At 69.2% G+C, this 26,439-nt stretch carries 24 protein-coding genes, 1 tRNA gene and 3 pseudogenes; 13 read left to right on the top strand and 15 right to left on the bottom strand.

What is annotated here, in order from left to right; all coding sequences use genetic code 11:
* Positions 1–13: 13 nt before the first annotated feature.
* Positions 14–87, top strand: a tRNA-Ala gene (locus tag AB0E67_RS17125).
* A gap of 593 nt (positions 88–680) precedes the next feature.
* Here AB0E67_RS17125 and AB0E67_RS17130 read toward each other — a convergent pair.
* Positions 681–2,315: a peptide-N4-asparagine amidase gene (locus AB0E67_RS17130; protein ID WP_362026998.1), complete on the bottom strand. Its 1,635-nt coding sequence runs from the start codon at positions 2,313–2,315 to the stop codon at positions 681–683.
* Between the two features lie 148 nt (positions 2,316–2,463).
* Positions 2,464–2,946, bottom strand: a complete 483-nt coding sequence (locus tag AB0E67_RS17135) for a GNAT family N-acetyltransferase (protein ID WP_362026999.1) — start codon at positions 2,944–2,946, stop codon at positions 2,464–2,466.
* Positions 2,947–3,099: 153 nt separating this feature from the next.
* Here AB0E67_RS17135 and AB0E67_RS17140 point away from each other — a divergent pair, with 153 nt between their 5' ends.
* On the top strand, positions 3,100–3,918 hold the full coding sequence (locus AB0E67_RS17140) for an exodeoxyribonuclease III (RefSeq protein WP_362027002.1): 819 nt from the start codon (positions 3,100–3,102) through the stop codon (positions 3,916–3,918).
* Positions 3,919–3,976: 58 nt separating this feature from the next.
* A complete protein-coding gene (locus AB0E67_RS17145; RefSeq protein WP_362027004.1) occupies positions 3,977–4,930 on the top strand; it encodes an aminoglycoside phosphotransferase family protein in 954 nt (317 codons plus the stop codon).
* Positions 4,931–5,228: 298 nt separating this feature from the next.
* On the opposite strand, the gene AB0E67_RS17150 is transcribed toward AB0E67_RS17145, so the two are convergent.
* The gene (locus tag AB0E67_RS17150) at positions 5,229–5,888 is read right to left on the bottom strand and encodes a MerR family transcriptional regulator (RefSeq protein ID WP_362027095.1); all 660 of its coding nucleotides are present in this window, start codon (positions 5,886–5,888) and stop codon (positions 5,229–5,231) included.
* A gap of 167 nt (positions 5,889–6,055) precedes the next feature.
* Between AB0E67_RS17150 and AB0E67_RS17155 the strand changes: the two genes are divergently transcribed.
* From AB0E67_RS17155 to AB0E67_RS17170, 4 genes are all read left to right on the top strand, one after another.
* Positions 6,056–7,666: an NAD(P)/FAD-dependent oxidoreductase gene (locus AB0E67_RS17155; RefSeq protein WP_362027007.1), complete on the top strand. Its 1,611-nt coding sequence runs from the start codon at positions 6,056–6,058 to the stop codon at positions 7,664–7,666.
* Positions 7,663–8,643 (top strand): alpha/beta fold hydrolase, encoded by a 981-nt coding sequence (locus tag AB0E67_RS17160; RefSeq protein WP_362027010.1) that lies wholly within the window; start codon positions 7,663–7,665, stop codon positions 8,641–8,643. The genes AB0E67_RS17155 and AB0E67_RS17160 overlap by 4 nt, the downstream gene beginning before the upstream one ends.
* Positions 8,640–9,533 (top strand): SDR family oxidoreductase, encoded by an 894-nt coding sequence (locus AB0E67_RS17165; RefSeq protein WP_362027013.1) that lies wholly within the window; start codon positions 8,640–8,642, stop codon positions 9,531–9,533. The genes AB0E67_RS17160 and AB0E67_RS17165 overlap by 4 nt, the downstream gene beginning before the upstream one ends.
* Positions 9,534–9,627: 94 nt before the next feature.
* Positions 9,628–9,861, top strand: a complete 234-nt coding sequence (locus tag AB0E67_RS17170) for a hypothetical protein (RefSeq protein ID WP_362027015.1) — start codon at positions 9,628–9,630, stop codon at positions 9,859–9,861.
* 232 nt (positions 9,862–10,093) lie between these two features.
* On the opposite strand, the gene AB0E67_RS17175 is transcribed toward AB0E67_RS17170, so the two are convergent.
* Positions 10,094–11,035: a beta-ketoacyl-ACP synthase III gene (locus tag AB0E67_RS17175; protein WP_362027018.1), complete on the bottom strand. Its 942-nt coding sequence runs from the start codon at positions 11,033–11,035 to the stop codon at positions 10,094–10,096.
* Positions 11,036–11,135: 100 nt separating this feature from the next.
* On the opposite strand from AB0E67_RS17175, the gene AB0E67_RS17180 reads away from it, so the two are divergent.
* Positions 11,136–11,750, top strand: coding sequence for a TetR/AcrR family transcriptional regulator (locus AB0E67_RS17180; RefSeq protein ID WP_362027021.1), 615 nt, complete (start codon positions 11,136–11,138; stop codon positions 11,748–11,750).
* Between the two features lie 92 nt (positions 11,751–11,842).
* Here AB0E67_RS17180 and AB0E67_RS17185 read toward each other — a convergent pair whose 3' ends face one another.
* From AB0E67_RS17185 to AB0E67_RS17210, 6 genes are all read right to left on the bottom strand, one after another.
* Entirely contained in the window at positions 11,843–12,859 is a 1,017-nt protein-coding gene (locus tag AB0E67_RS17185) for a serine/threonine dehydratase (RefSeq protein WP_362027024.1), read from the bottom strand.
* A 573-nt stretch (positions 12,860–13,432) separates the two neighbouring features.
* Complete coding sequence (locus AB0E67_RS17190) at positions 13,433–13,957, bottom strand: hypothetical protein (protein WP_362027027.1); 525 nt, start codon at positions 13,955–13,957, stop codon at positions 13,433–13,435.
* The gene (locus tag AB0E67_RS17195) at positions 13,954–15,396 is read right to left on the bottom strand and encodes a hypothetical protein (RefSeq protein ID WP_362027030.1); all 1,443 of its coding nucleotides are present in this window, start codon (positions 15,394–15,396) and stop codon (positions 13,954–13,956) included. The genes AB0E67_RS17190 and AB0E67_RS17195 overlap by 4 nt, the downstream gene beginning before the upstream one ends.
* 351 nt (positions 15,397–15,747) lie before the next feature.
* On the bottom strand, positions 15,748–18,210 hold the full coding sequence (locus AB0E67_RS17200) for an LPXTG cell wall anchor domain-containing protein (protein WP_362027033.1): 2,463 nt from the start codon (positions 18,208–18,210) through the stop codon (positions 15,748–15,750).
* 184 nt (positions 18,211–18,394) lie between these two features.
* The gene (locus AB0E67_RS17205) at positions 18,395–19,126 is read right to left on the bottom strand and encodes a DUF6333 family protein (protein ID WP_362027035.1); all 732 of its coding nucleotides are present in this window, start codon (positions 19,124–19,126) and stop codon (positions 18,395–18,397) included.
* Between the two features lie 175 nt (positions 19,127–19,301).
* Positions 19,302–19,706 carry a hypothetical protein gene (locus AB0E67_RS17210; protein WP_362027038.1) on the bottom strand — a complete coding sequence of 135 codons (405 nt, stop codon included), beginning with the start codon at positions 19,704–19,706 and terminating at the stop codon, positions 19,302–19,304.
* Between the two features lie 343 nt (positions 19,707–20,049).
* On the opposite strand from AB0E67_RS17210, the gene AB0E67_RS17215 reads away from it, so the two are divergent.
* Positions 20,050–20,712, top strand: a complete 663-nt coding sequence (locus AB0E67_RS17215; RefSeq protein WP_362027040.1) for a hypothetical protein — start codon at positions 20,050–20,052, stop codon at positions 20,710–20,712.
* Between the two features lie 157 nt (positions 20,713–20,869).
* Here AB0E67_RS17215 and AB0E67_RS17220 read toward each other — a convergent pair.
* Positions 20,870–21,049, bottom strand: a pseudogene (locus AB0E67_RS17220) (hypothetical protein); the annotation flags it as partial.
* A gap of 110 nt (positions 21,050–21,159) precedes the next feature.
* Here AB0E67_RS17220 and AB0E67_RS17225 point away from each other — a divergent pair.
* Positions 21,160–21,339, top strand: coding sequence for a hypothetical protein (locus AB0E67_RS17225; protein WP_362027043.1), 180 nt, complete (start codon positions 21,160–21,162; stop codon positions 21,337–21,339).
* Positions 21,340–22,309: 970 nt separating this feature from the next.
* On the opposite strand, the pseudogene AB0E67_RS17230 reads toward AB0E67_RS17225, so the two are convergent.
* Positions 22,310–22,490 (bottom strand): annotated as a pseudogene (locus tag AB0E67_RS17230) (IS1380 family transposase); the annotation flags it as partial.
* 42 nt (positions 22,491–22,532) lie between these two features.
* On the opposite strand from AB0E67_RS17230, the gene AB0E67_RS17235 reads away from it, so the two are divergent.
* The gene (locus AB0E67_RS17235; protein ID WP_362027101.1) at positions 22,533–22,925 is read left to right on the top strand and encodes a hypothetical protein; all 393 of its coding nucleotides are present in this window, start codon (positions 22,533–22,535) and stop codon (positions 22,923–22,925) included.
* 126 nt (positions 22,926–23,051) lie between these two features.
* On the opposite strand, the gene AB0E67_RS17240 is transcribed toward AB0E67_RS17235, so the two are convergent.
* Entirely contained in the window at positions 23,052–23,393 is a 342-nt protein-coding gene (locus AB0E67_RS17240) for a DUF397 domain-containing protein (protein WP_362027046.1), read from the bottom strand.
* A complete protein-coding gene (locus AB0E67_RS17245; protein WP_362027049.1) occupies positions 23,350–24,228 on the bottom strand; it encodes a helix-turn-helix transcriptional regulator in 879 nt (292 codons plus the stop codon). Before AB0E67_RS17245 ends, AB0E67_RS17240 begins: the two co-directional genes overlap by 44 nt.
* A gap of 420 nt (positions 24,229–24,648) precedes the next feature.
* Between AB0E67_RS17245 and AB0E67_RS17250 the strand changes: the two genes are divergently transcribed.
* Both AB0E67_RS17250 and AB0E67_RS17255 read left to right on the top strand, forming a co-directional pair.
* Positions 24,649–25,614, top strand: a complete 966-nt coding sequence (locus AB0E67_RS17250) for a hypothetical protein (RefSeq protein WP_362027052.1) — start codon at positions 24,649–24,651, stop codon at positions 25,612–25,614.
* A 116-nt stretch (positions 25,615–25,730) separates the two neighbouring features.
* Positions 25,731–25,976 (top strand): annotated as a pseudogene (locus AB0E67_RS17255) (hypothetical protein); the annotation flags it as partial.
* Positions 25,977–26,031: 55 nt separating this feature from the next.
* On the opposite strand, the gene AB0E67_RS17260 reads toward AB0E67_RS17255, so the two are convergent.
* Positions 26,032–26,439, bottom strand: a 408-nt coding sequence (locus AB0E67_RS17260; RefSeq protein WP_362027055.1) for a DDE-type integrase/transposase/recombinase, incomplete at its 5' end; no start/stop codon positions are given.

The raw sequence follows: 26,439 nt of genomic DNA on the forward strand, positions 1-26,439 counted from the left end.
TCACTCGTTGCAAGGGCCTGTGGCGCAGTCTGGTAGCGCACCTCGTTCGCATCGAGGGGGTCAGGGGTTCAAATCCCCTCAGGTCCACCGCACAACTGTTCTTGAGTCAGATCAAGAGCGGTGACGAGAATCCCGTCCGATCGCAAGATCGGGCGGGATCTCTGCTTTTCCGGCTTTCCTGCCCCTTCGGCTTTCCGGTTTTCGGGGAGCGCATTCCTGCGGTCGGCGGCGAAGGTGACCGCGCTTCCCGCTGCGGCCGGAGTTCCGGAGCCCGACCGCCGTACGACGGACGGGACATGAGTCATGAAGGCCGCGGGCCGCCCGCTCCTCGTCCGCGTCGGGCGGGGCTGCGGCGTGCCACTTACGCGCCCGTCCCGGGGCCGGGGCAGGCCACGGGCGAGGAGCCGGCGTCCAGGGGCGAGGTGCTGGCGGTCGGTGATCTGACCATCGACACCGCCGGCGCACCCGCGAGATCGCGCCGCTGCGGGCGATCCGGGCATCGCGCCGCCAAGTCTCCCGCTCGGTCCTCCTGGAGGCCCTCCTGGCCGGCCTCGTCGCATCGGCGGCACCACCACTCCGAACGGCCGCCTGCCGCGTGGCGCCCGGCGCGATCGCACGTACCGGACGCCTCGCGGCGCGGCCAGCGGTCCAACGACGGCGGTCCGAGGGCAGGGCCCGGGTCAGCAGACCCGGCGGTCCTGCGTCAGCGTTCCCTGCTCGGTCCGGATCGTGCGGTCGTAGCAGCCCTCGGAGCCGATGAGCCGGTAGCGCTCGCCGGACGTGCCCACGGCGTGGCGCTGGTCGCGCGGGACGTTCAGCGTCCAGGCGGCGTCGCCGGTGTAGGTGTCGTCGAGCCGGGACCAGGAGACGCGCTTGCCGGCCCGGGTGGTCGAGGTCCTCGCGTGGTCGCCGAGCGTGATGACGGTGCGCAGCCGGTCGGCGGAGTCGACCGTGATCTCGCCGTCCACGGTGTAGGCGCGGTTCGTGCGCGTGACGCGGGCCGGGCCGCGGCCGTCCACGGTCACCGTCTCGTCGTCGTTCCAGCGGGCCTTGAGGCCGTCGGTGTTCTCGTCCTCCGTCCAGTGGTGGGTGGAGGTGTTGGCGACGGTCCGGTCGACGGTGGTGACGACACGACCGTGGGAGGTGTTCAGGTAGCCGGAGACGGTGAGCCGGTGGCCGCCCTCGGTGTCCTGGCGGTGGAGCGGACCGGGCGTGTGCGTCGTCGTGTTGGACGGGTCGCTCTCCTCGTGGCGGGTGAGCGCCCCGGTGACCGTCCCGCTGTTCTCGTCCTGCCAGACGAGTACGTTGGCGGGCGTGCTCCAGCCGCTCTGTCCCTCGGGCACGCCCGCCACCGACACCTCGACGCGGTGTTCACGCCCGTCGTTGAGGATGCCCGCGAACGGCGTCAGGTCGTACTCCAGGGGCTTCACGTCGAAGGCGCGCGGTGCCGGAACGACGTACCAGAGGAAGGGATTGGACCAGCCTCCGGTCCACACGTTCGGGAACGGCGAGGCGATTCCGGCGAGTTGTCCGTCGACCTTGACCTGCACCTCGCGGTAGGGGCCCTTGTCGGCCTTGCACGAGTACGGTTCGTCGTCCGGCACGGTCAGGTACCAGAACTCCTCGCAGCCGCCGCCGGATCCGGTGGCGTACACCTCGGCGACGATCTTCTCGGAGTTGCGCGGGGTGGTGAGCCGGGCGTTCTTCAGCGGAAGCACCGTGTCGGGTGCGTCGGCGGGCTTCGTACGGCCCTGCGCGGCGTAGAAGGTCAGCGTGACCTCGACGTCGATGACGCCGGTGTACGTGTCGTCGACGACGTTGCCGATGAGCATCTCGACGGACCGGCCGCGGCGGAAGGTGTCGCTGTAGTGGGTGACGTCCTTCTCCACGGACCACTCGATGCCCTCGGGCGAGGGTTCGGGCGTGGAGGTGCGCAGCACCTCGACGCCGCCGACCTCCAGGCGGCCGAGGCGGTCGTACTGGCGGCCCTTCACCTTGCCGTCGAGGCGCAGCACCACCTTGCTCCAGCGGTCGCCGCAGCCCTTGGGCGGGGTGTAACTCCCGGTGTACGGCGTGAAGTCGCGGAACTCGGTGTCCACGAGGGTCACTTCGCAGGAGCGGGTGGCGGGCTTGTCGACGGGCGGCGCCGCGGTCAGCGGGTCGTGCCAGTCGGTGCCGAACTCCGTGGGTACCGGCTCGGCCGCCGACGCCGGGTTCGCGCCGAGCGCCGTACCCGCGGCCATGACCAGCCCCGTGAGCAGGGACGTGATCCGTCTCTTCGTGGCCTGTCTCTTCTTCGTGGTCCGTCTCTTCATGGGACATGAGTGAAGCGTGCGGGCACGTGGGTGCGCCAGAGGTGATGGTCGACGTTGTTGCGTTCTGTGCTCTTGTGTTGCGACAACACCCGCGCTCCGGTCGACGCGTCGCCGACGCGCGGGGTGGGCACGGACGGCCCCACCGCCCCTACCGCAGCGGCTTGGCCATGCAGAGGCTGCTGTCGTGCATGCGGTAGTAGCCGAACTTCTCGCACGGGGTGTAGCCGCTGGACGCGTACAGCGCTATGGCCTCGGGCTGCTTGTCCCCGGTCTCCAGCACCATGCGGATCCGGCCGGCGGCCCGTGCGTCGGCCTCCAGGGCGGCCAGCATGCGGCGGGCGAGGCCCTGGCCGCGGCCCTCGGGAATCACGAACATCCGCTTCAGCTCGGCGTCGCCGTCCGCGTAGCCCTCGTCGTTCCGCTCCTGTGAACGCCAGCCGCCGGTGGCGACGGGACGGCCGCGCTCGTCGTAGGCGAGCAGATACAGACCGTGCGGGGGCTCGAACATCGACGGGTCGAGGGGTGTGACATCGCCCTCACCGTCGCCGTACCGCTCGGCGTATTCACGCTGGACCTGGTCGTTGAGCTTGACGGCGTCGGCGTGATCGAAGGGCCGAGGGTGGATAATCATGCGAAGTATAGTACAGGTATGCGACTATGTCTTCGGGTGGATGTCGGTATCGTGCCGTAATGCTCACTGTGACCACCGTCAATGGCCGCTTCGCCTGCTGCCTGGTCCTTGGGATGAGCAGCTCTATCCAAGCGCGGTAAGTAGGAGCATGTTTTGTACACAGTGACCACCGCAAATGTAAACGGGCTCCGTGCCGCCGCCAAGAAGGGATTCGTCGAGTGGCTGGCCGGGACCGAGGCCGATGTGATCTGCCTCCAGGAGGTACGTGCCGAGCCGCAGCAGCTGCCGGACGAGGTGCGTGACCCCGAGGGCTGGCACACCGTGCACGCCCCCGCGGCCGCCAAGGGGCGGGCGGGTGTCTCGCTCTACACCCGGCGTGCGCCGGAGCGGGTGCAGATCGGGTTCGGCGGTTTCGGCCCCGCCGGGAGCGAGGAGTTCGACACCAGTGGCCGCTACGTCGAGGTCGATCTCCCCGGTGTGACGGTCGCCAGCCTGTATCTGCCCTCCGGTGAGGTCGGTACGGAGCGGCAGGAGGAGAAGGAACGGTTCATGGCCGCGTTCCTGCCGTACCTGAAGGACCTCAAGGACCGGGCCGCCGCCGACGGGCGCGAGGTCGTGGTCTGCGGCGACTGGAACATCGCCCACCGTGAGGCCGACCTGAAGAACTGGCGGGCCAACAAGAAGAACTCCGGCTTCCTGCCCGAGGAGCGGGAGTGGCTGACCCGGGTCTTCGACGAGGCCGAGTACGTCGACGTCGTACGGGCCCTGCACCCGGACCAGGAGGGGCCGTACTCGTGGTGGTCCTACCGCGGGCGGGCCTTCGACAACGACGCCGGCTGGCGCATCGACTACCAGGTGGCGACGCCGGGTCTGGCCGCCCGCGCGGTCAAGGGCTGGGTCGAGCGGGCCGAGACGCACCCGGAGCGGTGGAGCGACCACGCCCCGGTGACGGTGACCTACGACCTGGCGTGAGCGGACCTGGTGTGAGGACGGACCTGGTGTGAGTGGATCCGGCGTTGACGGATCTGGTGTGAGTGGATCCGGCGCGGGGGCCGGCCGGGAGGGCGCCGCTCCGTCGACGCGGCGCGTGCTGTCGGGGCACGGCGCTCTGCTGAGCCGACTGCTGCCCGACGACGAGCCCGGTGAACTCGCCCTGCGGCGGGGGCAGTTCCACGATGTCGTCATCGGATCGGGCCGGGTGGTGTGTCTGCCGCGTACGCGGGCGGCGGCCGCCCGGTTGCCCGAACGGGAGACCGTTCTGCGCGTGCTCGCCGGGCTCGACCTCGGCTTCCGTACGCCGGAGCCGTTGGGCCGGGGCGAGGTCCGCGACGGAGGGGCGCCCGGCGGCGGGACGACACCGTTTCTGGTGCTCAGTCGCATTCCCGGGGAGCCGCTGACGGCCGACGCGCTCGATGACCCCCGGGTGGTGCGCGCGGTGGCGGAACAGTACGCCGCGCTGCTGAGGGGTCTGGCACGGGCCGGTGCCGACGAGGCCGTACGCGCGGCTGTGCCCCGGGAGCCGGAGGGCCGGTGGCCGCGGTTCGCGGAGAGCGTGCGCGGGGAGCTGTTCGGGCTCATGTCCGATGCCGGACGGCTGCGGGCCGAAGGGGAACTCGCGTCGCTCGACGGCCTGCCGGGGCACGGTGCGGCGGAGGCCCTGGCGCTGGTGCACGGTGACCTCGGCGCCGAGAACGTCCTGTGGGAGTGGGAGGGCGGTCTGCCGCGCCTTGCCGGAGTGCTCGACTGGGACGACGTCGTGATCGGCGATCCGGCCGAGGACCTCGCGGCCATCGGGGCGAGCCACGGCGGCGAGCTGCTGGGGCGGGTGCTCGCGCTGTGCGGCGGGCCGGAATTCGGGTGCGCCATCCGCATGGCCACCCGTATCGCCGCGATCCGGGGCACGTTCGCCCTGCAGCAGGCTCTCTGTGGCGTGCGTGATGGCGACGAGGGGGAACTGGCGGACGGCTTGGCCGGATACCGCTGAGGCGTCGGGCGTCGGGCGTCGGGCGTCAGGCGTCATGGCCCATGGGCCCGGCGCCCCGGGGCGGAACCGCGGACCGGAACCGCGGGCCGGAGTCGCCGCCAGGAGTCGGGACCAAAGGGGCGGAACCGTGGACTCCTGTTTTGCGTCGTCCGTTTCCGTGCACCCTTTCCCGCTTGTCCGTTCCGCCCCTCCGTTCCCGGTCGGCCGTCTCCGGGCGTGCCGTGATCGCCGCGCCCGGCCGCACCCCCGTTCCCGCCCGTTCGCGGTGTTCCGGTCCGCGTGCCGGGGCGGCGGCGCGTCAGGACGGCGCGGGCTCCCGGTCCGCCGGTGGCCGGTCGGGGGGCTCGCGGCGCAGTCGGCGGTCCAGGGCCATGGACAGCTCGGCGTCCATCACCGCGCGGGCCAGCGGGCGGAGCTGGGGCGGTTCGGGGGCGTCGGCGCGCGCTTCGAGCACGTTCACGAAGAGGTCCGCCAGGGCGTCCATGTGTTCGCGCACGCGGCGGCCGGCCGCGAGGACCGTGGCGAGCGGGACGCCCTCGCGCACCAGTTCGGCCGATGCCTCCAGCAGGCGGCGGCTGATGTGGACGATCTCGTCGCCGTCGGTGGCCAGGTAGCCCAGCTCCAGCGCGGTGGCCAGGTTCTCCGGGGTGGTCTCGCCCTCGAAGTGGTCCGCGAGCTGTTCGGGCGTCATGCGGACCGGGGTCTCCTCGGTCGGTTCGCCCAGTCCCAGCACCTCGGCGACATCCCGTCCGCTCTCGAACGTGCGGGCGAGATCGGCGATTCCCGTGAGGGTGTGGCCGCGCTCCAGCAGGCCCGCGATGGTGCGCAGTCTGGCCAGGTGGTGGTCGTCGTACCAGGCGATGCGCCCCTCCCGGCGGGGCGGCGAGATCAGACCGCGCTCCCGGTAGAAGCGCACGGTCCGCACGGGGATGCCGGCCTCCTTGGCCAGCTCCTCCATCCGGTACTCACGATGATCGCGTCCTTCAACCACATCCGCACCCTACGTCGTACCGACGGTAACTTCCCTTTGCCGTACCCCTACCCATCGGTACGGAGCTGTTCTAGGCTCCCATCGTGCCAGTGATTGCTGGCAGAGTCGTGTGACGTATCGCGGGAGGCGGCAGCATGACCCAGCACGAGCACGTAAGAGTGGCGGTGATCGGATCCGGATTCGGCGGCCTCGGGGCCGCGGTCCGGCTGCGCCGCGAAGGCATCACGGACTTCGTCGTCCTCGAACGGGCCGACTCCGTGGGCGGCACCTGGCGCGACAACAGCTATCCCGGCTGCGCCTGTGACGTGCCGTCGCACCTCTACTCGTTCTCGTTCGCGCCCAACCCCGAGTGGCCGCGCACCTTCTCCGGGCAGGAGCACATCCGCGCCTACCTGGAACACGTGGCGGACACCTTCGGGCTGCGTTCGCACATACGGCTCAACCACGAAGTGACGCTCATGCGGTGGGACCGCGAGGAGCTGTACTGGCGGATAGAGACGGCCAACGGGGCGACCTTCACGGCCGACGTCGTCATCTCCGCGACCGGCCCGCTCTCGGACCCGAAGACGCCGGACGTCCCCGGCCTCGAAGGGTTCCCCGGGCGGATCTTCCACTCGGCGCGCTGGGACCACGACTACGACCTGACCGGCAAGCGCGTCGCGATGGTCGGCACCGGCGCCTCCGCCATCCAGATCGTGCCCGCGATCCAGCCCAAGGTCGGCCGGATGACGCTGTTCCAGCGCACCCCGCCCTGGGTCATGCCGCGCATGGACCGCCGGATCAGCGGTGCCGAGCGCTGGCTTCACCGCACGCTCCCGATCAGCGGCACCGCGCGTCGCGGACTGCTATGGGGGATCCGGGAGTTGCAGGTGAGTGCCTTCACCAAGCACCCGAACGAGCTGGGTCTGGTCGAGAAGATCGCCCGGTCCAACATGGCACGCGCCATCAAGGACCCCGTGCTGCGGGCCAAGTTGACCCCCTCCTACCGCATCGGCTGCAAGCGGATCCTGTTGTCCAGCACCTACTACCCGGCTCTGGCCCGGCCCAATGTCGATGTCGTGACCTCCGGTCTGGCCGAGGTGCGCGGCTCCACGGTCGTCGGGGCCGACGGGACGGAGGCCGAGGTCGATGCCATCATCTTCGGCACCGGCTTCCACGTCACCGACATGCCGATCGCCGAGCGGGTCGTGGGCGCGGAGGGCACCACGCTCGCCGAGGCGTGGAAGGGCGGCATGCGGGCGCTGCGCGGCGCGACCACGGACGGGTTCCCGAACTGGATGACGATCATCGGCCCCAACACGGGTCTCGGGAACTCCTCGATGATCCTGATGATCGAGTCCCAGCTGAACTACATGGCCGACTACCTGCGCCAGTTGAACATGCTCGGCGGCCGGGTCGCCCTCGACGCGCGCCGCTCCGCGGTGGACGTCTGGAACCGTCGCGTCCAGCAGCGGATGAAACGCACCGTGTGGAACACCGGCGGCTGCGACAGCTGGTACCTGGACGCCAACGGGCGCAACACCACCGTCTGGCCGGGCACCACCACCGAGTTCCGGAAGGTGACGCGGGCGGTGGACCTGGGGGAGTACGAGGTCGTACGGGCCCGGGAACGCTCCGTCGGAGCGGGTGCCGCCGTCGGGGCGGTCGCCGCCGGTGCGCCGGGGGTGGCCGCCGCCTCCGGGGCTTTTGGAGGTTCCGCGGCGTCCGCCATGGCGGGGTCCGCCGGGAAGAAGGCCGCGCGATGAGCCGGCTGCTGCGGGGCGACGGCGTCGCCCCCGTTCCGATACGCACGCTGACCGCGCTTTCCGCCGACGGCGCCCGTGTCCACGTCGAGGTGCACGGTCCGGACGGCGCGCCCGCCGTGGTCCTGTCGCACGGCTGGACGTGCAGCACCCGCTTCTGGGACGCGCAGATCAGGGACCTCGCGGTGGATCACCGCGTCATCGCCTACGACCAGCGCGGGCACGGCCGTTCGCCCGAGGTGGGCCGCGAGGGGTACAGCACGGACGCGCTCGCCGACGACCTCGAAGCGGTGCTGGCCGCCGCCCTGGAACCGGGCGAGAAGGCGGTGATCGCCGGGCACTCCATGGGCGGCATGACGGTGATGGCCGCCGCGCGGCGACCCGGTCTGCGCGCCCATGCGGCCGCCGTACTGCTGTGCAGCACCGGCAGTTCGCGGCTGGCCGCCGAGTCGCGGGTCGTTCCGCTGCCGGCCGGGGGCGTGCGTGACCGAATACACAGGGCGATCCTGCGTTCGCCCGCACCGCTCGGGCCGGTCACACCGTTGTCACGGCGGATGCTGAAGTACGGGACGATGGGACCGGGTTCGGCTCCGGATCGGGTCGAGACCTGCGCCCGTATCGTGCACGCCTGCCCCCGAACGGCGAGGCGGGCCTGGGGGCATGTCCTCGCGGACCTCGACCTCGACGCCTGCGTACGGGAGTTGAAGGTGCCGACGGCGGTGATCGTGGGTACGGAGGACCGGCTGACGCCGCCCGCGCACGCCCACGCCCTCGTGGCGTCGCTGCCCGGCTCCCTGGGACTGACCGTGCTGACGGGGATGGGGCACATGACACCGGTGGAGGCTCCGGAGGCGGTCACCGCGAAGATCCGGGAGCTGGTCACCACGTACGTCCCCGCGGGCGGCACGGATGCCGCGCGCGGCGGGACTCGTACCGCGGCGGCGGACGACGGCACGGCCGAGAAGGAGGATGTGGCATGAGCGGTGCACGGAGTCTCGAAGGGCAGGTCGTCGTCGTCACGGGCGCGGCGCGCGGCGTCGGCGAACTGCTGGCGCGCAAACTCTCGGCGCGCGGCGCGAAGCTCGCGCTGGTCGGCCTGGAACCGGACGAGCTGAAGAAGGTCTCCGAGCGGCTGCACGGCGACAGCGCCCACTGGTTCGCGGACGTCACCGACCACGAGGCGATGGCCCGCGTCGCCCAGGAGGTCAAGGAGCGGTTCGGGAAGGTCGACGTCGTCGTCGCCAACGCCGGGGTGGCGACGGGCGGTCTGTTCGTCGACTCGGACCCGGAGGCGTGGCGCCGGGTCATCGAGGTCAATCTGATCGGCGGCGCCGTCACCGGGCGGGCGTTCCTGCCGGTGCTCATGGAGAGCCGCGGGTACTTCCTCCAGATAGCCTCGCTCGCCGCGATGACGCCCGCGCCGATGATGACCGCGTACTGCGCGTCCAAGTCGGGCGTGGAGGCGTTCGCGCACAGTCTGCGCGCGGAGGTCGGCCACCGCGGGGTGCGGGTCGGGGTCGGCTATCTGTCCTGGACCGACACGGACATGGTGCGGGGCGCCGACGAGGACGATGTGATGCGGGAGTTGAGGCAGCGACTGCCCTGGCCCGCGAACCGCACGTATCCGCTGGGTCCGGCCGTCGACCGGATCGTGTCCGGTGTCGAACGGCGTTCCGCGCATGTGTACGCGCAGCGGTGGCTGCGGGGGATGCAGTCCGTACGCGGCTGCCTGCCGACGCTGATCGGGGTCGTGGGACAGCGCGAGATGCGCCGGTTCGGGCCGCGCCTGGCGGGTGTGCGGAGCGGGCTCGTGGGCGCCGGGGGAGCCGCGGATCAGGACGCGCGGGCGGTACACGCACGGCGTGACTGAGCGTGACTGATCGACATGCGGTGGGTGTCGGCGCGTGCGACTGTGGTCGAGGTCCTCACGGACCGCCCCCACGCACCCACGAGGAGTGAACAGCATGGGCATCGCAGACCAGTTCAAGGACAAGGCGCAGCAGCTCGCCGACCAGGCCAAGAAGAAGTCGGACGAGGGCCGCAACGAGGAACGCGGCCAGGGCCGCGGCCGGACGGGCCAGGGCAGGGACCGGATGCAGGGCACGTCCGACCGCTCTCAGCAGACGTCGCAGCGGGGTCGTGACCGGCTCCAGGACGCGGAGGACGACATCCGCGACCGGCGCCGCGACGACCGCTGACGTCACGGCCGCCGGAGCGGCGAGCGCCCGCGTGTCCGCGACTTCCCGGCTTCGGACTTCCCGGCTTCGCGACTTCTCGATCCTGCGACTTCGCGGGTCGGTGGGTCGGCGGGTCGGTGGTCCGTGAGTCCGAGCGTCGTCCGCGAGTCCGCGCGTTGTCCGTGAGGGGTGTGCCCGGGAGACCGGGCACACCCCTCATGCGTGAGGTCCGCCGGGCCGAAGTGCCCGCCGGTCACGGGCAGTGGACCACCTGCCCCGCCCACGACAGTCCGCCGCCGAAGCTGAACAGCAGTACGGGCGCGCCGGGGGAGACCTCGCCGCGTTCGACGAGCTTGGCCAGGGCGAGGGGGACGGAGGCGGCGGAGGTGTTGCCGGAGTCGACGACGTCGCGGGCGACCACGACCCTTTCGGGCAGGGCGAGTTGGCGTACGACGGAGTCGATGATGCGCAGGTTCGCCTGGTGGGTGACGATCGCGCCGAGGCCGTCGGGGGTCACCCCGGCCCGGCGGCAGGCTTCCGTGGCGAGCGCGGGGAGTTCGGTGGTGGCCCAGCGGAAGACCGTCTGGCCCTCCTGGGCGAAGTGCGGATGCCAGTCGTCGACGAGCCGGACCGCGTCGCGCCGGGTGGGGTCCGAGCCCCAGACGACCGGACCGATGGAGTCGTCCTCGGCCGCGCTCACCACCGCCGCCCCGGCGCCGTCACCGAGCAGGACGCAGGTGCTGCGGTCGGTCCAGTCGGTCACGTCGGACATCTTCTCGGCGCCGACGACCAGGGCGTGCCGGGCGGCTCCGGCGCGTACCGCGTGGTCGGCGGTGGCCAGGGCGGTGCAGAAGCCGGCGCAGCCGTTGTTGAGGTCGTAGGCGACGGCGGCCGGGATGCCGAGGCGGCCGGCGACCTGGGCGGCGATGCTGGGGCAGCGGTCGATCGCCGAGCAGGTGGCGACGGTGACCAGGCCGATCTCCTGCGGGGCGAGCCCGGAGGCGGCGAGTGCCTTGCGCGCCGCGGCGGCGGCCAGGTCGGTGACCGACTCCTCGTCCGCGATGCGGCGGGTGGCGATCCCGGTGCGCTGCCGGATCCACGCGTCGTCGGTCTCCACCATCGTGGCGAGGTCGTCGTTGGTCATCACACGGTCCGGCTGGTGGTGGCCGAGTGCGGCGATGCGGGCTCCTGGCATGGCGGCTCCTTGCTGGGCATCAGGATGCCGCGAATATAGCGAACGACCGATCGGAAGTTAAAACGCGGCGTACGGTGTGCCCCCGGATACCCTGGAACTCATGAGCCCGCGCAATTCCGCCGTCGAGGCCCGCAGGACGCGGGACCGGATCATCGAGCGCAGCGTCGCGGTCGCCTCGGTCGAGGGCCTGGAAGGGCTCACGATCGGGCGCCTCGCCGCCGACCTCGGGATGAGCAAGTCCGGCCTGCTCGGCCACTTCGGCACCAAAGAGGTGCTTCAACTCGCCGCTCTGGAACGGGCGTCGGTGATCTTCCTGGCGTCGGTGTGGGAGCCGGTCGCCGACACCGGGCCGGGGCTGACCCGGCTGCGGGCGGTCTGCGAGCGGTGGATCGACTACCTGGAGCGCGAGCGGGAGGCGTTCCCCGGCGGCTGCCTGTTCACCACCGCGGTGGTCGAGTTCGACGGCCGCGCCGACGGGCCGGTCCGGGACGTGGTGGAGCGGCTGTTCCGCATCTGGCGGCGCCGCCTCGTGGTGGACCTGCGCCTGGCGGTACGGGCGGGCGAGCTGCCCGCCGACACCGACCCCCGCCAGATCGCCTTCGAGCTGATCGGCCTCTACATGGGCCTCAACCACGCGATCCAGCTGGAACGGGACCCGCAGGCCCCCGAACGCACCCGCCGCGCCCTCGACCGCCTGCTGACGCCGACATCCTGAGCGGACGGCTCCGGGGCCGGGAGCCGGGGCCGGGCCGTGCGGGACCGCCCCGACCGCCGGTTCACGGCCGGGGCCCACCCGTCACCGAATTGTCAGGAGCGATCGTCGGCGGTGGACGCCAGATCGCTCGGATCGGTGTTCGCGCCGCACAGGACGACGGCGATCCTCTCGCCCTCGCTCGGGCGGTAGCCGTACGGGGCAGGGGCGGTGAGCGCGGCCAGGGCGGCGGAGGCGGCGTGCTCGACGGCGACGCGGTGCTGGTCCCACAGCGCCCGGCGGGCGCGGACGATCTCGCTGTCCGGTACGAGGACGGAGCGCACGTCCTCCTGGCGGGCGGCGTGCAGGGCGAGCGCGGTGGCGCGGCGGGCGCCGAGGGAGTCGATGGCGACCGAGTCGACGGGCACGTCGACCGGGGCACCGGCCTCGACGGCGGCGTTCAGCGCCCGGCAGTTCTCCGGTTCGACGGCGACCGTACGGATTCCGTGGTGCCGGGCGGCGGTGGCGACACCGGCGAGCAGACCGCCGCCGCCGACCGAGACCACCACGGTGTCCAGGCCGGGGATTCGGGCGTGGATCTCCTCCATCAGGGTCCCGGCCCCGGCGGCGATCAGCGGGTGGTCGTACGCGTGCGAGGCGAGCGCCCCGGTCGAGGCGGCGAACTCCGCGCACGCCTCCAGCGCTTCGGCGTACTCCGCGCCCACGATCCTCACGTCCGCGCCGAGTTCGCGGAGCCTGGCGACCTTGACCGCCGGGGCGAGCGTCGGCAGGAACACCGTTGCCCGCACGCCCTGTTGCCGCGCGGCCCATGCGCAGGCGAGCCCGGCGTTGCCGCCCGAGGCGATGGTCACTCCCGCGTCCGGCAGGGTGCCGGCCTCGCGGTGGGCCTGGATGAAGTTCTGCGCGCCGCGCGCCTTGAAGGAGCCGGTGTGCTGCAGGAACTCCAGCGCGAACCAGACGTCCCCGAGGGGAGCTTCGGGCCGGCCGTCGGAGGCGCCGAGGTATGCCGTACGGACCGTTCCCGGGTCGACGGGGGCGACGGCGACCGGGCGGACGTGTCCGGTGGTCCGGTCGGTTGCGGCCTTGATGTCGTCGTACGTGAGCTGCTGCACTTCGTTGCTCCTGCCGGGAGGTGTCCACCGGCCGGGTGGATGAGCCGGTCGGCGGACTGGTTCAGAATTCGGAATGACTCGGAACGAGCTGGAACGGTTCGGGCCGGACGCGAGGACGAGCCGCCTTCCACGCGTCTTCCGCGCGCGTTCCGCCGTGCTCCGTCCGTGTTCCGTCCCGTCGTGCGCCGGAGAGTTCGTCGGCTCAGTAAAACAGGCTGTGGACGCACGCGTGTGCGGACTCGACGGCCTCGGTGGCGTCGGCGGTCTCGGGGGTCCTGGTGGCCTCGGCGGTCTCGGTGGGGGACGCGTCGGTCAGTGACATGGGAGGGCGGTCCTGACTGGTTGGGAGGCGGCGACACCTCGTAGCTTAATTAGGTTTGCCTTACCTGCGTAGAGTGCGGGATGTCCGCCGTGTGCCGCCAGGACGGACGGCGCGCGATCCAGGACGATCGGCGCATCCGTGCCGGTGCGATGTGACGTGAGACGCGGATGACGAGCTTCGCGGGGATCACTCGGCGCGGAGGCCGTGGCTGTGACGGGCGCAAAGGGTGCGTGGCCTGAGCGGAGTCCGGTTCAGTACGCCGTCAGATAGACCCGGACGCGACCGCCCGAGTCCCCGCCGATGTGCAACTCGATGCCCTGGACCTCGCTCCGGCGGGTGTCGCCGACACATGGGGGGCACGCGCTCGTCGTCCGTACGCCTTCGATGTCCTGCGGCGGCGTCAGACCAAGGTGCTCGAACCCGTCCCCGCTCAGTGAGGTGGAGGTGTTCTCGGATCGCAGCGGGTGGTCGGGGCGCAGGTCGTCGGCGATCGACTCGGCGGTCTTCTCGTCGGTGATGAAGGACAGCAGGTGGATGTTCTCCTGTGGCTGGACCCGTACGGCTCCCCTCACCTCCGTCGCGTCCTGAGGGATCCGGATCTTCATGAACGCCGCTGCCTCGGGCGCGCCCGCTCTCTTCTCCCAGTAGGGGTAGGTCTCCTCGCGTGCGGCACGGTTCGCGGGCGCGGGTGAGCAGGCGGCGAACAGCAGTCCGGCTGCGACCGCCGCCACCGCGGCCGTGCTCCGGCGCGCCTGGCCCCGGTGAGAGAGCTTCATCGGTTCTCCTCGTCGCCGCGGGAGACATCCCCGCGTGTGCCCTCGCGTCCATGGTCCTCAGGTGTGACGGCCGGTTGTGTGGGGTCACTGAGGTCGTGAGTGTAGGTCGAGCTGCTGCCTCGCATGTCGAATTCCTGGGCGATACCGACTGTGTGGAGGCGCCCCATGTCGGAGTCTTTGATGACGACTCCCCCTGGGAAACTCGTCGACTTCTTTTCGTCCCAGTTGTACCGGTCCCACACGTTGACTTGGTAGTCCAGGGAGACCTTGGGGGCACCACCGTCCGGACCCGGCGCCACAGTTACGAATCCGGAGACGTTCTGAGCATGGGACCCGACTGCGTGGAACCACTCGTCGCTCTGCAAAGTACGGTGTTTGGGAGCACTCTCGACCGGGATGACCACGGGCCGGTCACCGCCGGCCTTGTGGAACTCGTACAGAGCCTGCTTCCGCCAGGCGTCCCCGTTCTCTGCTACATGTGTCTGCTCGACCCCGGAACGGAACTCGGCATCGTCGTTCAACATTTTGTCCACGTTCAATTTCAGTGGATCGCCAGTGCCGTTCAAGTAGTGCAGCATGTTGCGTGATGCCCCTGTTTCGCCGATGAAATCTCCTGCTGTCGCGATGGACAGTGCTTGGGCATGGAGCCATACATCCCCTGGTGTTGGTTCCTCCACGTTGAATGGGCCTGAGCCTGGGTCGGGGGACTTCCATTTGTACAACGGATCCGTGATGCCCGCTGCTCTGAGTTCGTCGCTGCGTTCGCGCAAGAGAATCCCGCGAGTGACTGGGTCGAGATCCCACCACCAATCCGCCACCTTTGATCTTTCCATGGGCATATTGGCGGCTTTGCCGACTTCCAGGAGAGAGGGGTAGGGGCTTGCTTCGGGATTTCTGTTGAAACCGTTGAGGGTGCCGTCGAAGAAGTCGGAGTCGAGAACAGCGCTCTCAAGAGTGAGCCGCACGCCGTCGTCCGCGTCGTTCACCGCTTTGACCGCGTGGTCGAGCCGCGAGGTCCACTCGGCTTCCTTCGCGCGGGCGCCCTCCTGGTAGCTCGGGTCGTGGATATATGCGCTGTGCTCGCTCCGGGTGAGCTGCTCGGTGTCGAATGAGACCGTCCCCTGGTCGGATACTCGCATGCCGTCCTTCACGGCTTCGGCGCGTACGGTTTCGACTCTGCCCCGCAGATCGGCGAGTTGGGCATGTGCCTGGCGCAGGACGGAGGCAACGGCCTTTGCTTCTCGCTGTGATCCTTGGAACTCCCTGAGCGTGATGGTGAATCCCTCTTCTGCGGTCTGGGCGCTCACTCCTTGCCAGGAAGTGCCGAGCGAGATGCCATGAATGACGCGTTCGTACCGTTCGCTGACCCTCTTCAGCTCGCCCGCCATCTCCTCCCACTTTTCGGCGGCCGTGGCGAGTTTGGACAGATCCGTGCTCATGATTTCGTGATAGGATGGCACGTTCGTTTCCCTGAGTCGGCTGGGCGGGGCGAGTTGCTTTCGTCGGTTCATTGCATCGTTGAATGTGGCCGGCGGCGGCGTCGACGTCTCCGGCGCGGCTCCGGGACGGCGTGAGACCGCCGGAACGATCACGCGGGACTCACGCGGTCCTGAACGTGCGAGCCGCTTCCAGAGCGCGGCTGAGCGCTTCGTAGTGGTCTTCGAAGCCCCCGGCCCCATAGTGATCTCGGGGCGGACCCCGGCTGGGAACGGGTACGGCCCGCGCCCCGTACGGAAGTACGGAGAACAGGGCGCGGGCCGTGACCGTTCATCGGGCCGAATCGTGTCCGGCTACTGCCGGGTGGTCGTCCGGCGCCGCTTCCACCACACCAGGCCGCCGCCGAGTGCGGCGAGGGCCGCGGCGATCGCGGCGATCAGGCCGACGGGGGTGTCGGAGCCGGTGTGGGCGAGGTTGCCGTCCGGGTCCTTCGGCGGATTCTGGCCGTCGCCGCCACCGCCGGTGGGCGGGGTCGTCGGCGTCGGCGCCGGGGTGGTCGGCTTGTCGGTGGGCTTGTCCGTCGGAGTGGGGGTCGGGGTCGGAGTGGGGGTCGGGGTCGGGGTGGGCGTCGGGGGCGGGTTGTCGTCGTCCCCGATACGGGTTCCTCCGCCCAGGTAGAGGGTGTCGGTGTCCCGGTAGGACGTGTCGTCGGACTTCAGGGAGTTGTGGGTGGTGTTGTCCAGGTCACGGTTCTCCGTCTGGAAGCGGACCTTGGTGATGTTCCGCTTCGGAGACTTGGAGAAGTCGACACCGCCGACGCCCTGGGTGAAGGTCTTGCCGTCGTACTTCAGCTCGAACCACTCGACGCCCTCGCGGAGGGACTTCATGTACCGGTCGTAGGTGCCTTGCTTGGTCCACTTCTCGTTCGGGGCACGCAGCGGCCAGGCGGAGACGTCGTTGGAATCGATGAACGGGCGGAAGTCGGTCGGCGACTTGGCGTCCTGCCGGCGGATGTACTCGGCCGCGACGCGCGAGGTGTAGACGCGGCGCAGGTCGGCGTACTTCGCGCCGGTGTTGACCCGCTTGGACACCTCGGGCATCACGTTGGTGCGCAGGTTGGCCTCGCTGAAGCGCTTCTCGGCCTCGGTGAAGGTGCAGTTGTGGGCACCGGGGGCGGACCAGTCCATGTCCATCCACTCGGTGGACACCTTCAGCGGCGCGTCCAGGATGTAGATGCCGCCGTCCTGCTCACGGACCTGGGCCACCTCCGGCTCGATCCACAGCCGGACCTCGGGGAAGCACGGGATGCCGTCCTCGCGGGGCTGGGTGTCCCAGAAGCGGCGCGCACCCTCGTACTTCTCCGGGTTGATGGCCTCGGCGAAGTCGAACTTCATGTCCAGGTCGGCGTCGAGAAGGATCCGCCCGGCGTCGGTGGACGCGAACTTCGAGTCCATGATCTTGTCGGGCTGGTCCGGGTTGAGGTTGACCCAGAACTTCTCCGGCGTGAGCGCCAGCCACGTGAACAGGGCGTCGGAGGCGAGCTGCATCTTGGCCTCGCCGCCGAAGCCCGGGTTCTCGTCCGGGTCCGGCATCATGTCGGCCTTCATGGAGTACTGGATGCCCTTGCCCTTGCCGAGACCGCCGACGTAGCGCAGCTCCAGGGTGGTGAAGTCGACGCCGCCGGGTCCCCCTCGGGGAAGGGTGCCCCGGGTGTCGAGGCGGCGGGCGTCGGCCTGGATGCGCCGGGCCTCGTCCAGCGTGCGGCCGGAGCCGTTGATCCGGTCGTTCAGCGGGCCGCGCGTACCGCACGACGAGGCGGCGGCGATTCGGATGCGCGCACTGCCGCCGGTCTGGCAGCCGGGGGCGAACGAACCGTCGTTCCTGCTGTACCCGGGGATCGGAGTGGTCTTGCCGACGGGGTTGTAGAAGCGCTGGTTGCCCCGGACCTGATTGGACGTGCCGGGCCGGTCCTTGACGATGTCACGGTTGAGGTCGGTGATGTGCTGCTGCTGACCGCGGGTGAACCTCTTCGCGCCGGTGAAGCGGAAGGTGTGGTCCGGCATCGACTTGGCGACGACGCGGTCCTTGGCGAGCTGCTTGGGGTCGAGCCGCGAGTTGGACTTGAACTCGTTGAACTCCTTGGTGCGCTTGTTGTAGGCGTCGTACCGGCGTTCGCCGACCTTGTTGCCGTCCTTGTCGAAGAGTTCGACGTAGTACTCGCACAGCCAGTCGGGGCCGATGAGCTTGTAGTCCCTGACGAGCTGGCGCTCGAAGCCGGAACCCTTGTGGTTGTTCGTCTGGTTGCGTATGTAGCGGTGCTTGAACCAGTGGTCGAACGTCAGGCCCTCGGTGTTGGCGAGGAAACGGGCGTAGATCTCCATGGCCCGGTCGGCGGGCTTGCCGGAGGAGTCGGCCTGCTTGGTCCAGGCGTCGACGTTCTTCTTCGGGTCGCCGGGGACCTTGGACAGGGCCTGCTTCGTCTGGGCCGCCGTGGGCGTCCGCAGTCCGTCGAAAGCCTTGCCGGGGAGGTCGAATTCGAAGTTCTTGGGCAGGTCATCGGACTTGTGGAGCAGCCCGGACGGGTCGTCGGGGAACCCGGAGTCCCGTGGAGTGGTCTTGGCGGCCGGGAGGCCGTTGCGGGTGTCGCAGCGCTTGCCGGTGCCCGGCTTGGGTTTCGCCAGGACGGGCGGGCCCGCCGCGTAGGCGGTCTCGACGGCGGGCAGTCCGGTCAGGGCGACGGCGGCGGCCAGTGTGCCGGCCGCGGCCCATCGCACGGTCAGCCGCCACCGTGCGGGAATGCGTAACTTCCGGTTCAAGGTGCTTTGTCTTCCCCTCGGTTGGGGGCCGGGGGATGTACGGCGGCGCGAGAGGCCCCCGTGACGTGTACGCGCCGTCCTCCCACAGTAGGGGCATCCGCCGTCACGGCAAACGCATTCACGACGTCGGCCACGACGTGTCAACTGCCGTAAAAGGACGGAGCTTTGCGGTGGGTTGTGGCGGTCAGATGAAGTACAGGTACTCCATCGCGCGGACCGCGGACTCGGTGTGACCGACGCGGAACGCCTGGGTCTGTACGTCGGGACGGTTCCAGGGATCGGCCTGTCCCAGGGCGAGGGTGGCGAGGGCGGACCACTCGGTCTCGTCGGGTTCGTCCTCGTCCAGGTAGAGGCCGGCGTTCTCCAACACCTCGGTGGTCAGACCCAGGGAGGCGATCACGGCGTCGGGATCGCCTCCGATGACGAACGGCTCGTCACCGGGCCACCCGGAGGCGTGGAACATGGCGCCGTCCGGCAGCCACACGATGTCCTCGGTGTGATCGGCGCCCGCGTGGAAGTGGACGCGGCCGACGACACGGGCGTCGGGGAACCGCTCCCGCAGGGCCTGGGCCTCGTACAGCAACGGGGTGTCATTGCCGTTGTCGGCGAGCGCCGGATCGCAGATCCCCAGGACGTGACCCCACGCGCCGGCCTGTACGACGTCCAGATCGGCGCGCCGGTCGGGGTAGGGCACGTCGAGGGCGGACCGGGGCCCGAGGTCTTCGAGGATCGCCTCGACCGTCCCGAAGGATGCGGCGAACTCCGCTGCTCGCGCAGGGTCGTTGGGAGGAAGGGCGTGGGAGTGGTCCCGGAGGTCCGCGTCGAACGGGGGCCGGAGGACGGTGAGGTTGCAGTGCCCCATGGAGCCACGGACCGTCCGGTCCGGCGGGGAGGTCCAGAATCCGTTGCTGTTCATGCCGCAACGGTAGTGGCGCGTCCGCGAGACCTCTGGGAATCCGTTCATTCGCGGGGCCACCGCACGACCTGGACCTCGGTGCGGAGTCGAGTCGGTTCGGGTCGGCTCAGGCCGAGCCGGCTCGCACCGGGGCGGTTACACCGAGTCGGTCACTGTCGGGTCGGCTCACAGCGGCTCACGTCGGGTCGGGAAGGTGGCCCCAGCCCGTCCAGTTGCCGTTGTGATCACGCCAGTTGGCCCACAGCCAGCCGTCGGTTCCCTTGAGGACGATGGCGAAGAGATAGGGGCTCACTTGCTGCGTGCGGATGCCGACACCGCTGCGCCACTCCCCGCCCATGGACGTCCACGAGGTCCAGTTGCCGGAGGTGTTCGTCCAGCGCGTCCACACGGCGAGGTCGGTGCCGATCGCGAATTCCTGCTTCGTACCGTTGGAGAACGTGTAGACGCTCACGCCGTACTCACAGATGACGACCCCACCGCCGCCCACGTTGCAGTGGCTGAGCGCCTGCGCGGGGGTGGCCGAGACGGCCACACCCGCGACGACGGCGGCTGCGAGGAGAGCAGCCTTGAACCTCTTCATCCCGAATCCCTGTTCGCTCGAATGCCATAGGTATGAGCCGGGCCCGGTGTGGTCAATCACCGGGCCCGGCTCGTCGGCGCCCCTCCACTCTCCGGCTCACCGCTGACGTTCCGCTCACGTTTGGCTGACGTCCGTCGACCCGGACCTCCGCCGTTGGGACGGCCCCCGCTGTCCCGCTGCTTCGCTGCAAGCGGTCCATGGCCTCGGCGACCTGGTCGAACTTGACATGAACGCCCCGCCTGATTTCCACTTCCTCATTGTTCCATCACAACTCCGTCACTTCCGGAATGCATGTCTCACCAAGATGTGTCACCGGAAGCGGCCATTTCTTTACTCACCACCCTTGGGGGACAACGTGAAAACCCGCACAGCCACTGCCGCGCTCGCCTGTCTGGCCGCCGTGACCCTGGTGGGGTGTGACCCGGCCACCCCTGCTCCTCGGGAGTCCGCCGCACCGTCGCCATCCGCCACGGTCACGGCCGCCGCCTCAAGCGCGGCGCTGCCGGAAAAGGACGACAAGCCCGTCGAACGGAAGGAGGTGCCGAACTTCGTCGGGATGGGTTTGCAGTCGGCGCAGGACAAGGCGCAGGCCGCCGGGTTCTACGTACTGAAGTCCCACGACAGCGCCGGTCGCGGCCGAATGCAGGCCTTCGACCGCAACTGGAAGGTCTGTTCCCAGAACCACGCTCCGGGAAAGATCACGCCGGTCGATGCTGAGCTCGACTTCGGGACGGTGAAGCTTGACGAGTCCTGCCCGTCCAAGGAGAAGAAGGATCCTGCTCCGGCCGGGAACACCATGCCCGATTTCGTCGGCACGTCCGTCAAATCGGCGCGAGGAGCGCTGGACTCAAGCACATCGATCACCGTCAGGGACGCCGGTGGAGACCGGATGGTCCTGATGGAGAGCAACTGGAAGATCTGCACTCAGGACCCGAAGCCCGGAGCCGCGCTCAAGGGTCAGCCGGTCGAGTTCGCCGCGGTCAAGTTCGAAGAGTCCTGCCCGTAGCCACGAGTCCTGTCCGTAGTCACGAGTCCTGCTCGGAGTCACGGGAACGCGCGCTCATGCCGACGTCGGTCGGAACTCCTCCTCCGACGGCGGCCGGCTCGACAAGGTCCGCGCGCACGAGGAGGCCCGTGCCGGCGGATCACCTGAGTCGGCGCCTTCACTGCTCGTCGAAGGGTTGTTGCCGGGCGAGGAAGTCCTTGAACGCCGCCTTAAGATCCATGAAGGCTTGGCGGACATGGCGGGCCTGTGTTTGGAGCCACTGCGCCTCGTCGGGATCTAGGAGTTCGGCGACCAAGACGCCTCCGCGAGCGACCGCCGTGCGTCCTCCCACGCGACGGCACTACCCCCCAGCAACGGGAATTATGGGGAAAAGAACTACGCCATGCTGTCATCGGCTCGTACCGCGGGTCCGCGCAGGTTTCCAATGTCGACAAGAAGAAGAGCACGGTGACCATCCGCTTCGAGCTCGAGAACATCACCGACTGGTATTCGGCCACACACGTCCTTTCTCGTGAGAAATATTCGGACACGCCACTCGGGATCGGCCAGTCCATCCACGAGAGCCTTGCGTGGGACGGAAAATGGCCGATCTACATGAATGTTCCGCAGGGTCGATACCTGCCCTAATTCGGATGTCGCATAGCTGAGCCGGGTGAGCTGCGGAAAAAATATCGGACGGGGGTGCACTCTCGATCACGGCAGGGTGAACTGCTAGGTTGAGGTGCACCCCCTTGCGGCGGGGTTCGGATAGCGAAGTCGCCGGGAAATTGATAGGAAATCATCGAAATGTCCCGAAAATTTGTGACGATGCTTCCCTTCTTGGCGCTGCTCGCCTGGACTGCGGGGTGCAGCTTGGAGGGGCGTCCGAAGGGTATCCGTCAGTCGGATCTTGTGGGGGTCTGGGCGGGTCCGCACGGTTCGAATATCGAATTCCTGGGCGATCACCGTGTGAAGGCGTCCGGATTTGATTTCGAAGGCTCACCGGCGAAGGGTTGCCCTGCGGTAGTCGGCGGCGGTGAATGGGCGTTCTATGAGCCCGTCGGTCCATCTGGCGGGGATTATGAAGCATCGAAGTCGGCCACTCACGGAGATAGTCTGTCAGTTGTTTTTGGGAGACTTTCGGAGTCGGGTTCTTGCTATTTCTACCTGGAGTCCCGGAGCAAGGAAGCAGGCCTCAGGCTCTGTATCACCATCGATCCCGACAGTCCGTGTGACACCGGGATCAACTTTGCGAGGAAATCCGATCGCGACGGATCGTGAAGGGGCTGCCTGGTGTGAAAAATGCGATCACGGTGTTATGGTCTCGATCTTGCATGACGGTCTGCCGACGGGGTCGGTGGTGATGAGCTGGGCAGCCGTGGTGGACACGCGGAACCGCAGGCGGCGGGGTTCCCGGAGTCGGGCTTTGCCGGTCGGGGCGAGCAGGGGGCATTGAGGCCAGCAGGTCGAGTGCGATCTGCGCGTTCTTGAGTCGTACTTTGTTCTGGGCGGGGTCGTGAAGGGGCAGGTTGCGTGGGCCGGTGGTCCGATCGGCCCGGCTCCGGTTCTTCCGCTCGGGCCCGCAGGCGGTGGCGAAGCGCCGGCTCGACGACAGGACGGTTGGCGCGGTCGTGGCGAAGCGCGTGGTCCGCATGCCGTCCGCGTCCGTGATTCTCGACCGGGCACCGGGGTGTGGTCGTTCTTTGCGGAGGATCAGCCGCGTGGCCTCGGGTCGGCTGTCCAGGACGTCACTGGTCAGTTCGGTGACCCAGGTGCCGTCACGGGACCTCTGTGTCCGTTCCGCCGGCCGGGGTCCAGGCCGATGCCGGGATCTTCGACACGTGCTGGTCGATCGCGTCGGCGGTGGTCAAGCTGGCCGAGTAGGACCGCTGGCGGGCCGGCTGGGCGAGCCAGGAGACGAACTCGTGGTCGCCGCCTGCGAAGTCCGCCCGGATGAGCTTCTGCCGTCCACGCAGGTGTTCGTTGGGAAGTCGGGCCAGGGCAAAGCGGGTGGCGAGGGCAGGCCCGCAGCTTGTGCCACGGAGCCAGAGCAGCGTCCAAGCTGCCACGCGCACACCCGTGAGGACGGCGTCGGTGTCGGCTGGTGCGACTTCGGCAACGGCACCTGGGTAGTCCGCGGTTACCGCGCCAACGCCGTCGGCGTCAATGGCCCCTACGGCGGCAGCGCGGGCTATCGCAACTCCGGCAAGGAGCAGACGCCCATTCTCAACTGAGGTATGGGCGGCGGAGCCCTCAACTTGTGGGTCGAAGTGACCGGCTGATCACCCGGAACCCGCGCCCCGGGTTCGTCGAAGCGATTTCGACGGCCCCGGGGTGCGTGCCTTGGTACGGACGACGGCTCAGGCCGCCTTGACGGATTCGATGAAGGGGATCCAGGCGGAGGCGGAGAGCGTGAGGACCGGGCCTTCGGGGCGCTTGGAGTCGCGGACGGGGACGATGCCGGGGCGGCCGTCCGCGACTTCGAGGCAGTTCCCGCCGGAGGAGTTGCTGTGACTGCTCTTACGCCAGGCGGCGAACCCGTCCGCGACCTCCAGGCAGTCGCCTCCTGAGGTGTTGCTGTGAGTGCTCTTGCGCCAGTGAGCGAACTCCTCCGCGACTTCGAGGCAGTCGCCGCCGGAAGAATTGCTGTAGCTGCTCTTACGCCAGGTCGCGGCGCTCAGGTCGAACCGGCTGCACACCATTTCGGTAGTCCTCTGCCGCTTCCTCGATCACGGTGAGGGTCGCCTCCGGCGGCAAGGCGGCGGCCCTCAGCAGATCGTACGACCTCCGATACTGCTTCACGAGGCCCGGATCGTCGATGGTGTGACCGTGGTGCTGACTCTCCGTGTAGAACAGCGGCGGCGCGTCCGCGAAGTCCAGAATCATGGCGTTGCCCAGCATGAGGGCGTGCGCGCCCGCGTTCCACGGAAGGACCTGCGCAAGGATCCGGCCGCGCTTGATGAGGGTGGCGATGTGGTCGAGTTGCTCGGCCATCAGCTCAGGAGACAGGATCGGCTGGCGCAGCAGGGATTCGTTCAGGATGGTCCAGTACTGCGGGGTCCGGCGGTTCGCTTCGAAGAGTTGCGCCCGCTCCAGTCGCGCGTCGACCTTGGCCTCGGTCTCCTCCGGAAGCTCCGGCAGCCGTTCGGCACAGACGATGGCCCGCGCGTACGGCCCTGTCTGGAGCAGACCGGGGAACACGGTCGGCGACCACTGCTCGATGACCTCGGCCCGCTTCTCCGCGTCCAGTACGCGTTCGAAGTACTCCGCGTGGCCCTTGCGCCGGGCCTTACGTACGTCTTCGCAACGCCGCTCGAAGAAGCCGTCCGTCGCCAGTACGCGGTCCACGTGCTGGGCGAGGTCGGTGGGCATGCGGCGGTATCCGCGTTCGATCTCGCTGAGGTACGTGATGCCGTAGTAGCTGCCGTCGAGCAGCTTTTCGAGGGTGAGGCCGGCCTGTTCCCGCTTGAAGCGGAGTTCGCTGCCGTAGAACTGCGGGACGCCTTCGGAGCCGTCGATGTCCTTGCGCGTAGCCACGGTTGACCACCTTTCGCGCTGTGCCGTGTGGATCGGGAAGGACCCTCACGGTAGGGGGTGCAGCGGCTGTCTGTGAGGCATTCGTCACCATACGCAACGAAAGGTGGATGGCTCGCTGCCCGTTTCTCAACTCGCCGTGCGGGCTGCCGCGTTGAACCGATCGCGCGACCGAGTGTGTCGGGCGTGGTACGTTCGGTGACCCAGAAACTCAATAAGGTGACCCCGGCCGCGCGCCAACGCTCCGGGGTCCGGCACAAGGAGCAAGACCTCCTCATGCAGATTCATCGTAGCCGCCATACGTGCGGTTTCACTGTCCTGCCCAATGCGTTGTTGCAGGATCGGCGGTTGTCGTACACCGCTCGTGGCCTTCTTGCCGATCTTCTTTCCCGTCCGGACGGTTGGTCCGAGGACGGTCGTCGGATGGCCGATGCGAGTCCGCAGGGTCGGTTGGCGGTGGCGAAGGCGCTGCGGGAGCTGACGGCCTTCGGGTACTACCGGGTCCACAAGGTCCGTCGTGAGGACGGGACTTTCGTCAGCGAGGCCCATGTCTACGACACCCCGCAGCAGTCCGTCGCGGGTTCCGGTTCGGGCCTTGCCTGCCAGGTCGTACCGGGTGTCAACCGTCCGGGTTCCGGTGGGCCGACCGCCGGTGGCGCGGGCGCCAACCCCGTAAAGAACCGAAGGAAAGAACCCTCCCTCCCCGGCCGGCGTCGGAGCAGGCGTCGGCGGCAGGGTACGGGCGAGCCGTCGGAGGCGCCCGCAGCGTCGATGCCTCCCACGGTGCCGGAGGCATCCGCAGGCAAGGACGTACTCACGGCGGGGGAGGTCTTCGGGACCGGAGCCGGAGCCGGAGCCGGGGTCGGGGTCGGGGTCAGGGCCGGGGAAGCTCGGGGGAGCGTTGATCCGTTTGTCACCGAGGCGCACGGGGCGGCTGTGGCCACGCTGTACCAGGTGATCGGCCCGGAAAAGCGCCTGCGGCTCGGCGCGGTCGAAGCGCTCGCGCTCGCGCCGTTGGTCTCCGCCTGGCTGGAACGCGGCTACGACCAGCGAGACCTGGCCGGGGCCCTGTTGAGCGGGCTGCCCGCCCGTATCCACTCCGCCTCGGCCATCCTGCGCGACCGCCTGACCCGGAAGCTGCCCCCGCCGCCCGAGCCCTCGTTCCCCGGGTACGCGATGCCCGAGCCGCCGCCCGGATCGGGCCTGCCCCGCTGGGCCGAGTGCGACGAGTGCCGCCGCCCGGTTCCGGAGAGCGGTCTCTGCCGCGACTGCGCGGCCCCGGCCGACGGACCCGGCCACCCCCGACCCGACGACGACACCACCATCCACGCCCGCACGGCCGCCAGAGGCCGCGCCCTGGTACGCGCCGCGCTCGGGGAAGACGGCTGAGAGCCGACGCCCTCGGCTGCTGCCCCTTGCAGTTGCAGGTCCTCTTGACGGGCACGCCGACGGGCCGCGAGGGCCATGTCACAAGTCGTAGCAGGCGCGATGCGGGGGAGGCGGCTATGTCTCTACTGTTCTTCGGCAAGGACCCGGACACCGACGAGGACCACTGCCCCACGGTGTGGGTGGACGAGGAGACCGCCGATCTCGTTCTCCAAGGGTGGAAGCCGGACCAGGCAACCGAGGAGAAGTGCCTTGCCTTCGGCCCGGTCCCGGACACGGAGGCCGTGATCCGTATCCCGGCCCGGATGGTGGGGCAGATCAGAAAGGCGTGCGATGCCGCAGAACGCTCAGCAGCCGAGCTTCGCAGACTGCCTCCAGGACACGGAGTGAAGTTTCCCCGTGATTTCGGACACGTGATCGTTATGCCGCGAGGGCGTGCTGGTGCCGCTGTCTGGTCTCGGTCGGGGTGAGGTAGCCGAAAGTCCGGTGCTTTCGCAGGCGGCGGCGGTTGTAGAAGGTCTCGATGAAGGTGAAGACCTCGGCTCGGGCGGTGGCCCGGTCGGGCCAGATGCGGGTGCCGATCTCTTCCTTGAGCAGGGCCCAGAAGCTCTCCGCGGCAGCGTTGTCGAAGCATGATCCGGTGCGCCCGCAGCTCTGCCGCAGTCCCAACTTCCCTCTTCGGTCCCGGAACTGGGCTGACGTGTATTCACTGCGGCGATCGCTGTGGATCACGCAGCCGGGCTCCAGGCCGCCCCGGCCGTGGGCCATGTCAAGAGCGTCGACGACGAGTTCGGCGCGGTGGTGGTCGGCCATGGCGTAGCCGACGAC

The sequence above is a fragment of the Streptomyces sp. NPDC032161 genome (genome assembly GCF_040636995.1).
GTDB lineage: Bacteria > Actinomycetota > Actinomycetes > Streptomycetales > Streptomycetaceae > Streptomyces.

Excerpts from the sequence above, each read along its gene's own strand:
- AB0E67_RS17130 (WP_362026998.1), bottom strand. The coding sequence starts at position 2,315 with ATGAAGAGACGGACCACGAAGAAGAGACAGGCCACGAAGAGACGGATC.
- AB0E67_RS17135 (WP_362026999.1), bottom strand. The coding sequence starts at position 2,946 with ATGATTATCCACCCTCGGCCCTTCGATCACGCCGACGCCGTCAAGCTC.
- AB0E67_RS17150 (WP_362027095.1), bottom strand. The coding sequence starts at position 5,888 with ATGGAGGAGCTGGCCAAGGAGGCCGGCATCCCCGTGCGGACCGTGCGC.
- AB0E67_RS17155 (WP_362027007.1), top strand. The coding sequence starts at position 6,056 with ATGACCCAGCACGAGCACGTAAGAGTGGCGGTGATCGGATCCGGATTC.
- AB0E67_RS17160 (WP_362027010.1), top strand. The coding sequence starts at position 7,663 with ATGAGCCGGCTGCTGCGGGGCGACGGCGTCGCCCCCGTTCCGATACGC.
- AB0E67_RS17165 (WP_362027013.1), top strand. The coding sequence starts at position 8,640 with ATGAGCGGTGCACGGAGTCTCGAAGGGCAGGTCGTCGTCGTCACGGGC.
- AB0E67_RS17170 (WP_362027015.1), top strand. The coding sequence starts at position 9,628 with ATGGGCATCGCAGACCAGTTCAAGGACAAGGCGCAGCAGCTCGCCGAC.
- AB0E67_RS17175 (WP_362027018.1), bottom strand. The coding sequence starts at position 11,035 with ATGCCAGGAGCCCGCATCGCCGCACTCGGCCACCACCAGCCGGACCGT.
- AB0E67_RS17180 (WP_362027021.1), top strand. The coding sequence starts at position 11,136 with ATGAGCCCGCGCAATTCCGCCGTCGAGGCCCGCAGGACGCGGGACCGG.
- AB0E67_RS17190 (WP_362027027.1), bottom strand. The coding sequence starts at position 13,957 with ATGAAGCTCTCTCACCGGGGCCAGGCGCGCCGGAGCACGGCCGCGGTG.
- AB0E67_RS17195 (WP_362027030.1), bottom strand. The coding sequence starts at position 15,396 with ATGAGCACGGATCTGTCCAAACTCGCCACGGCCGCCGAAAAGTGGGAG.
- AB0E67_RS17205 (WP_362027035.1), bottom strand. The coding sequence starts at position 19,126 with ATGAACAGCAACGGATTCTGGACCTCCCCGCCGGACCGGACGGTCCGT.
- AB0E67_RS17210 (WP_362027038.1), bottom strand. The coding sequence starts at position 19,706 with ATGAAGAGGTTCAAGGCTGCTCTCCTCGCAGCCGCCGTCGTCGCGGGT.
- AB0E67_RS17240 (WP_362027046.1), bottom strand. The coding sequence starts at position 23,393 with ATGGTGTGCAGCCGGTTCGACCTGAGCGCCGCGACCTGGCGTAAGAGC.
- AB0E67_RS17250 (WP_362027052.1), top strand. The coding sequence starts at position 24,649 with ATGGCCGATGCGAGTCCGCAGGGTCGGTTGGCGGTGGCGAAGGCGCTG.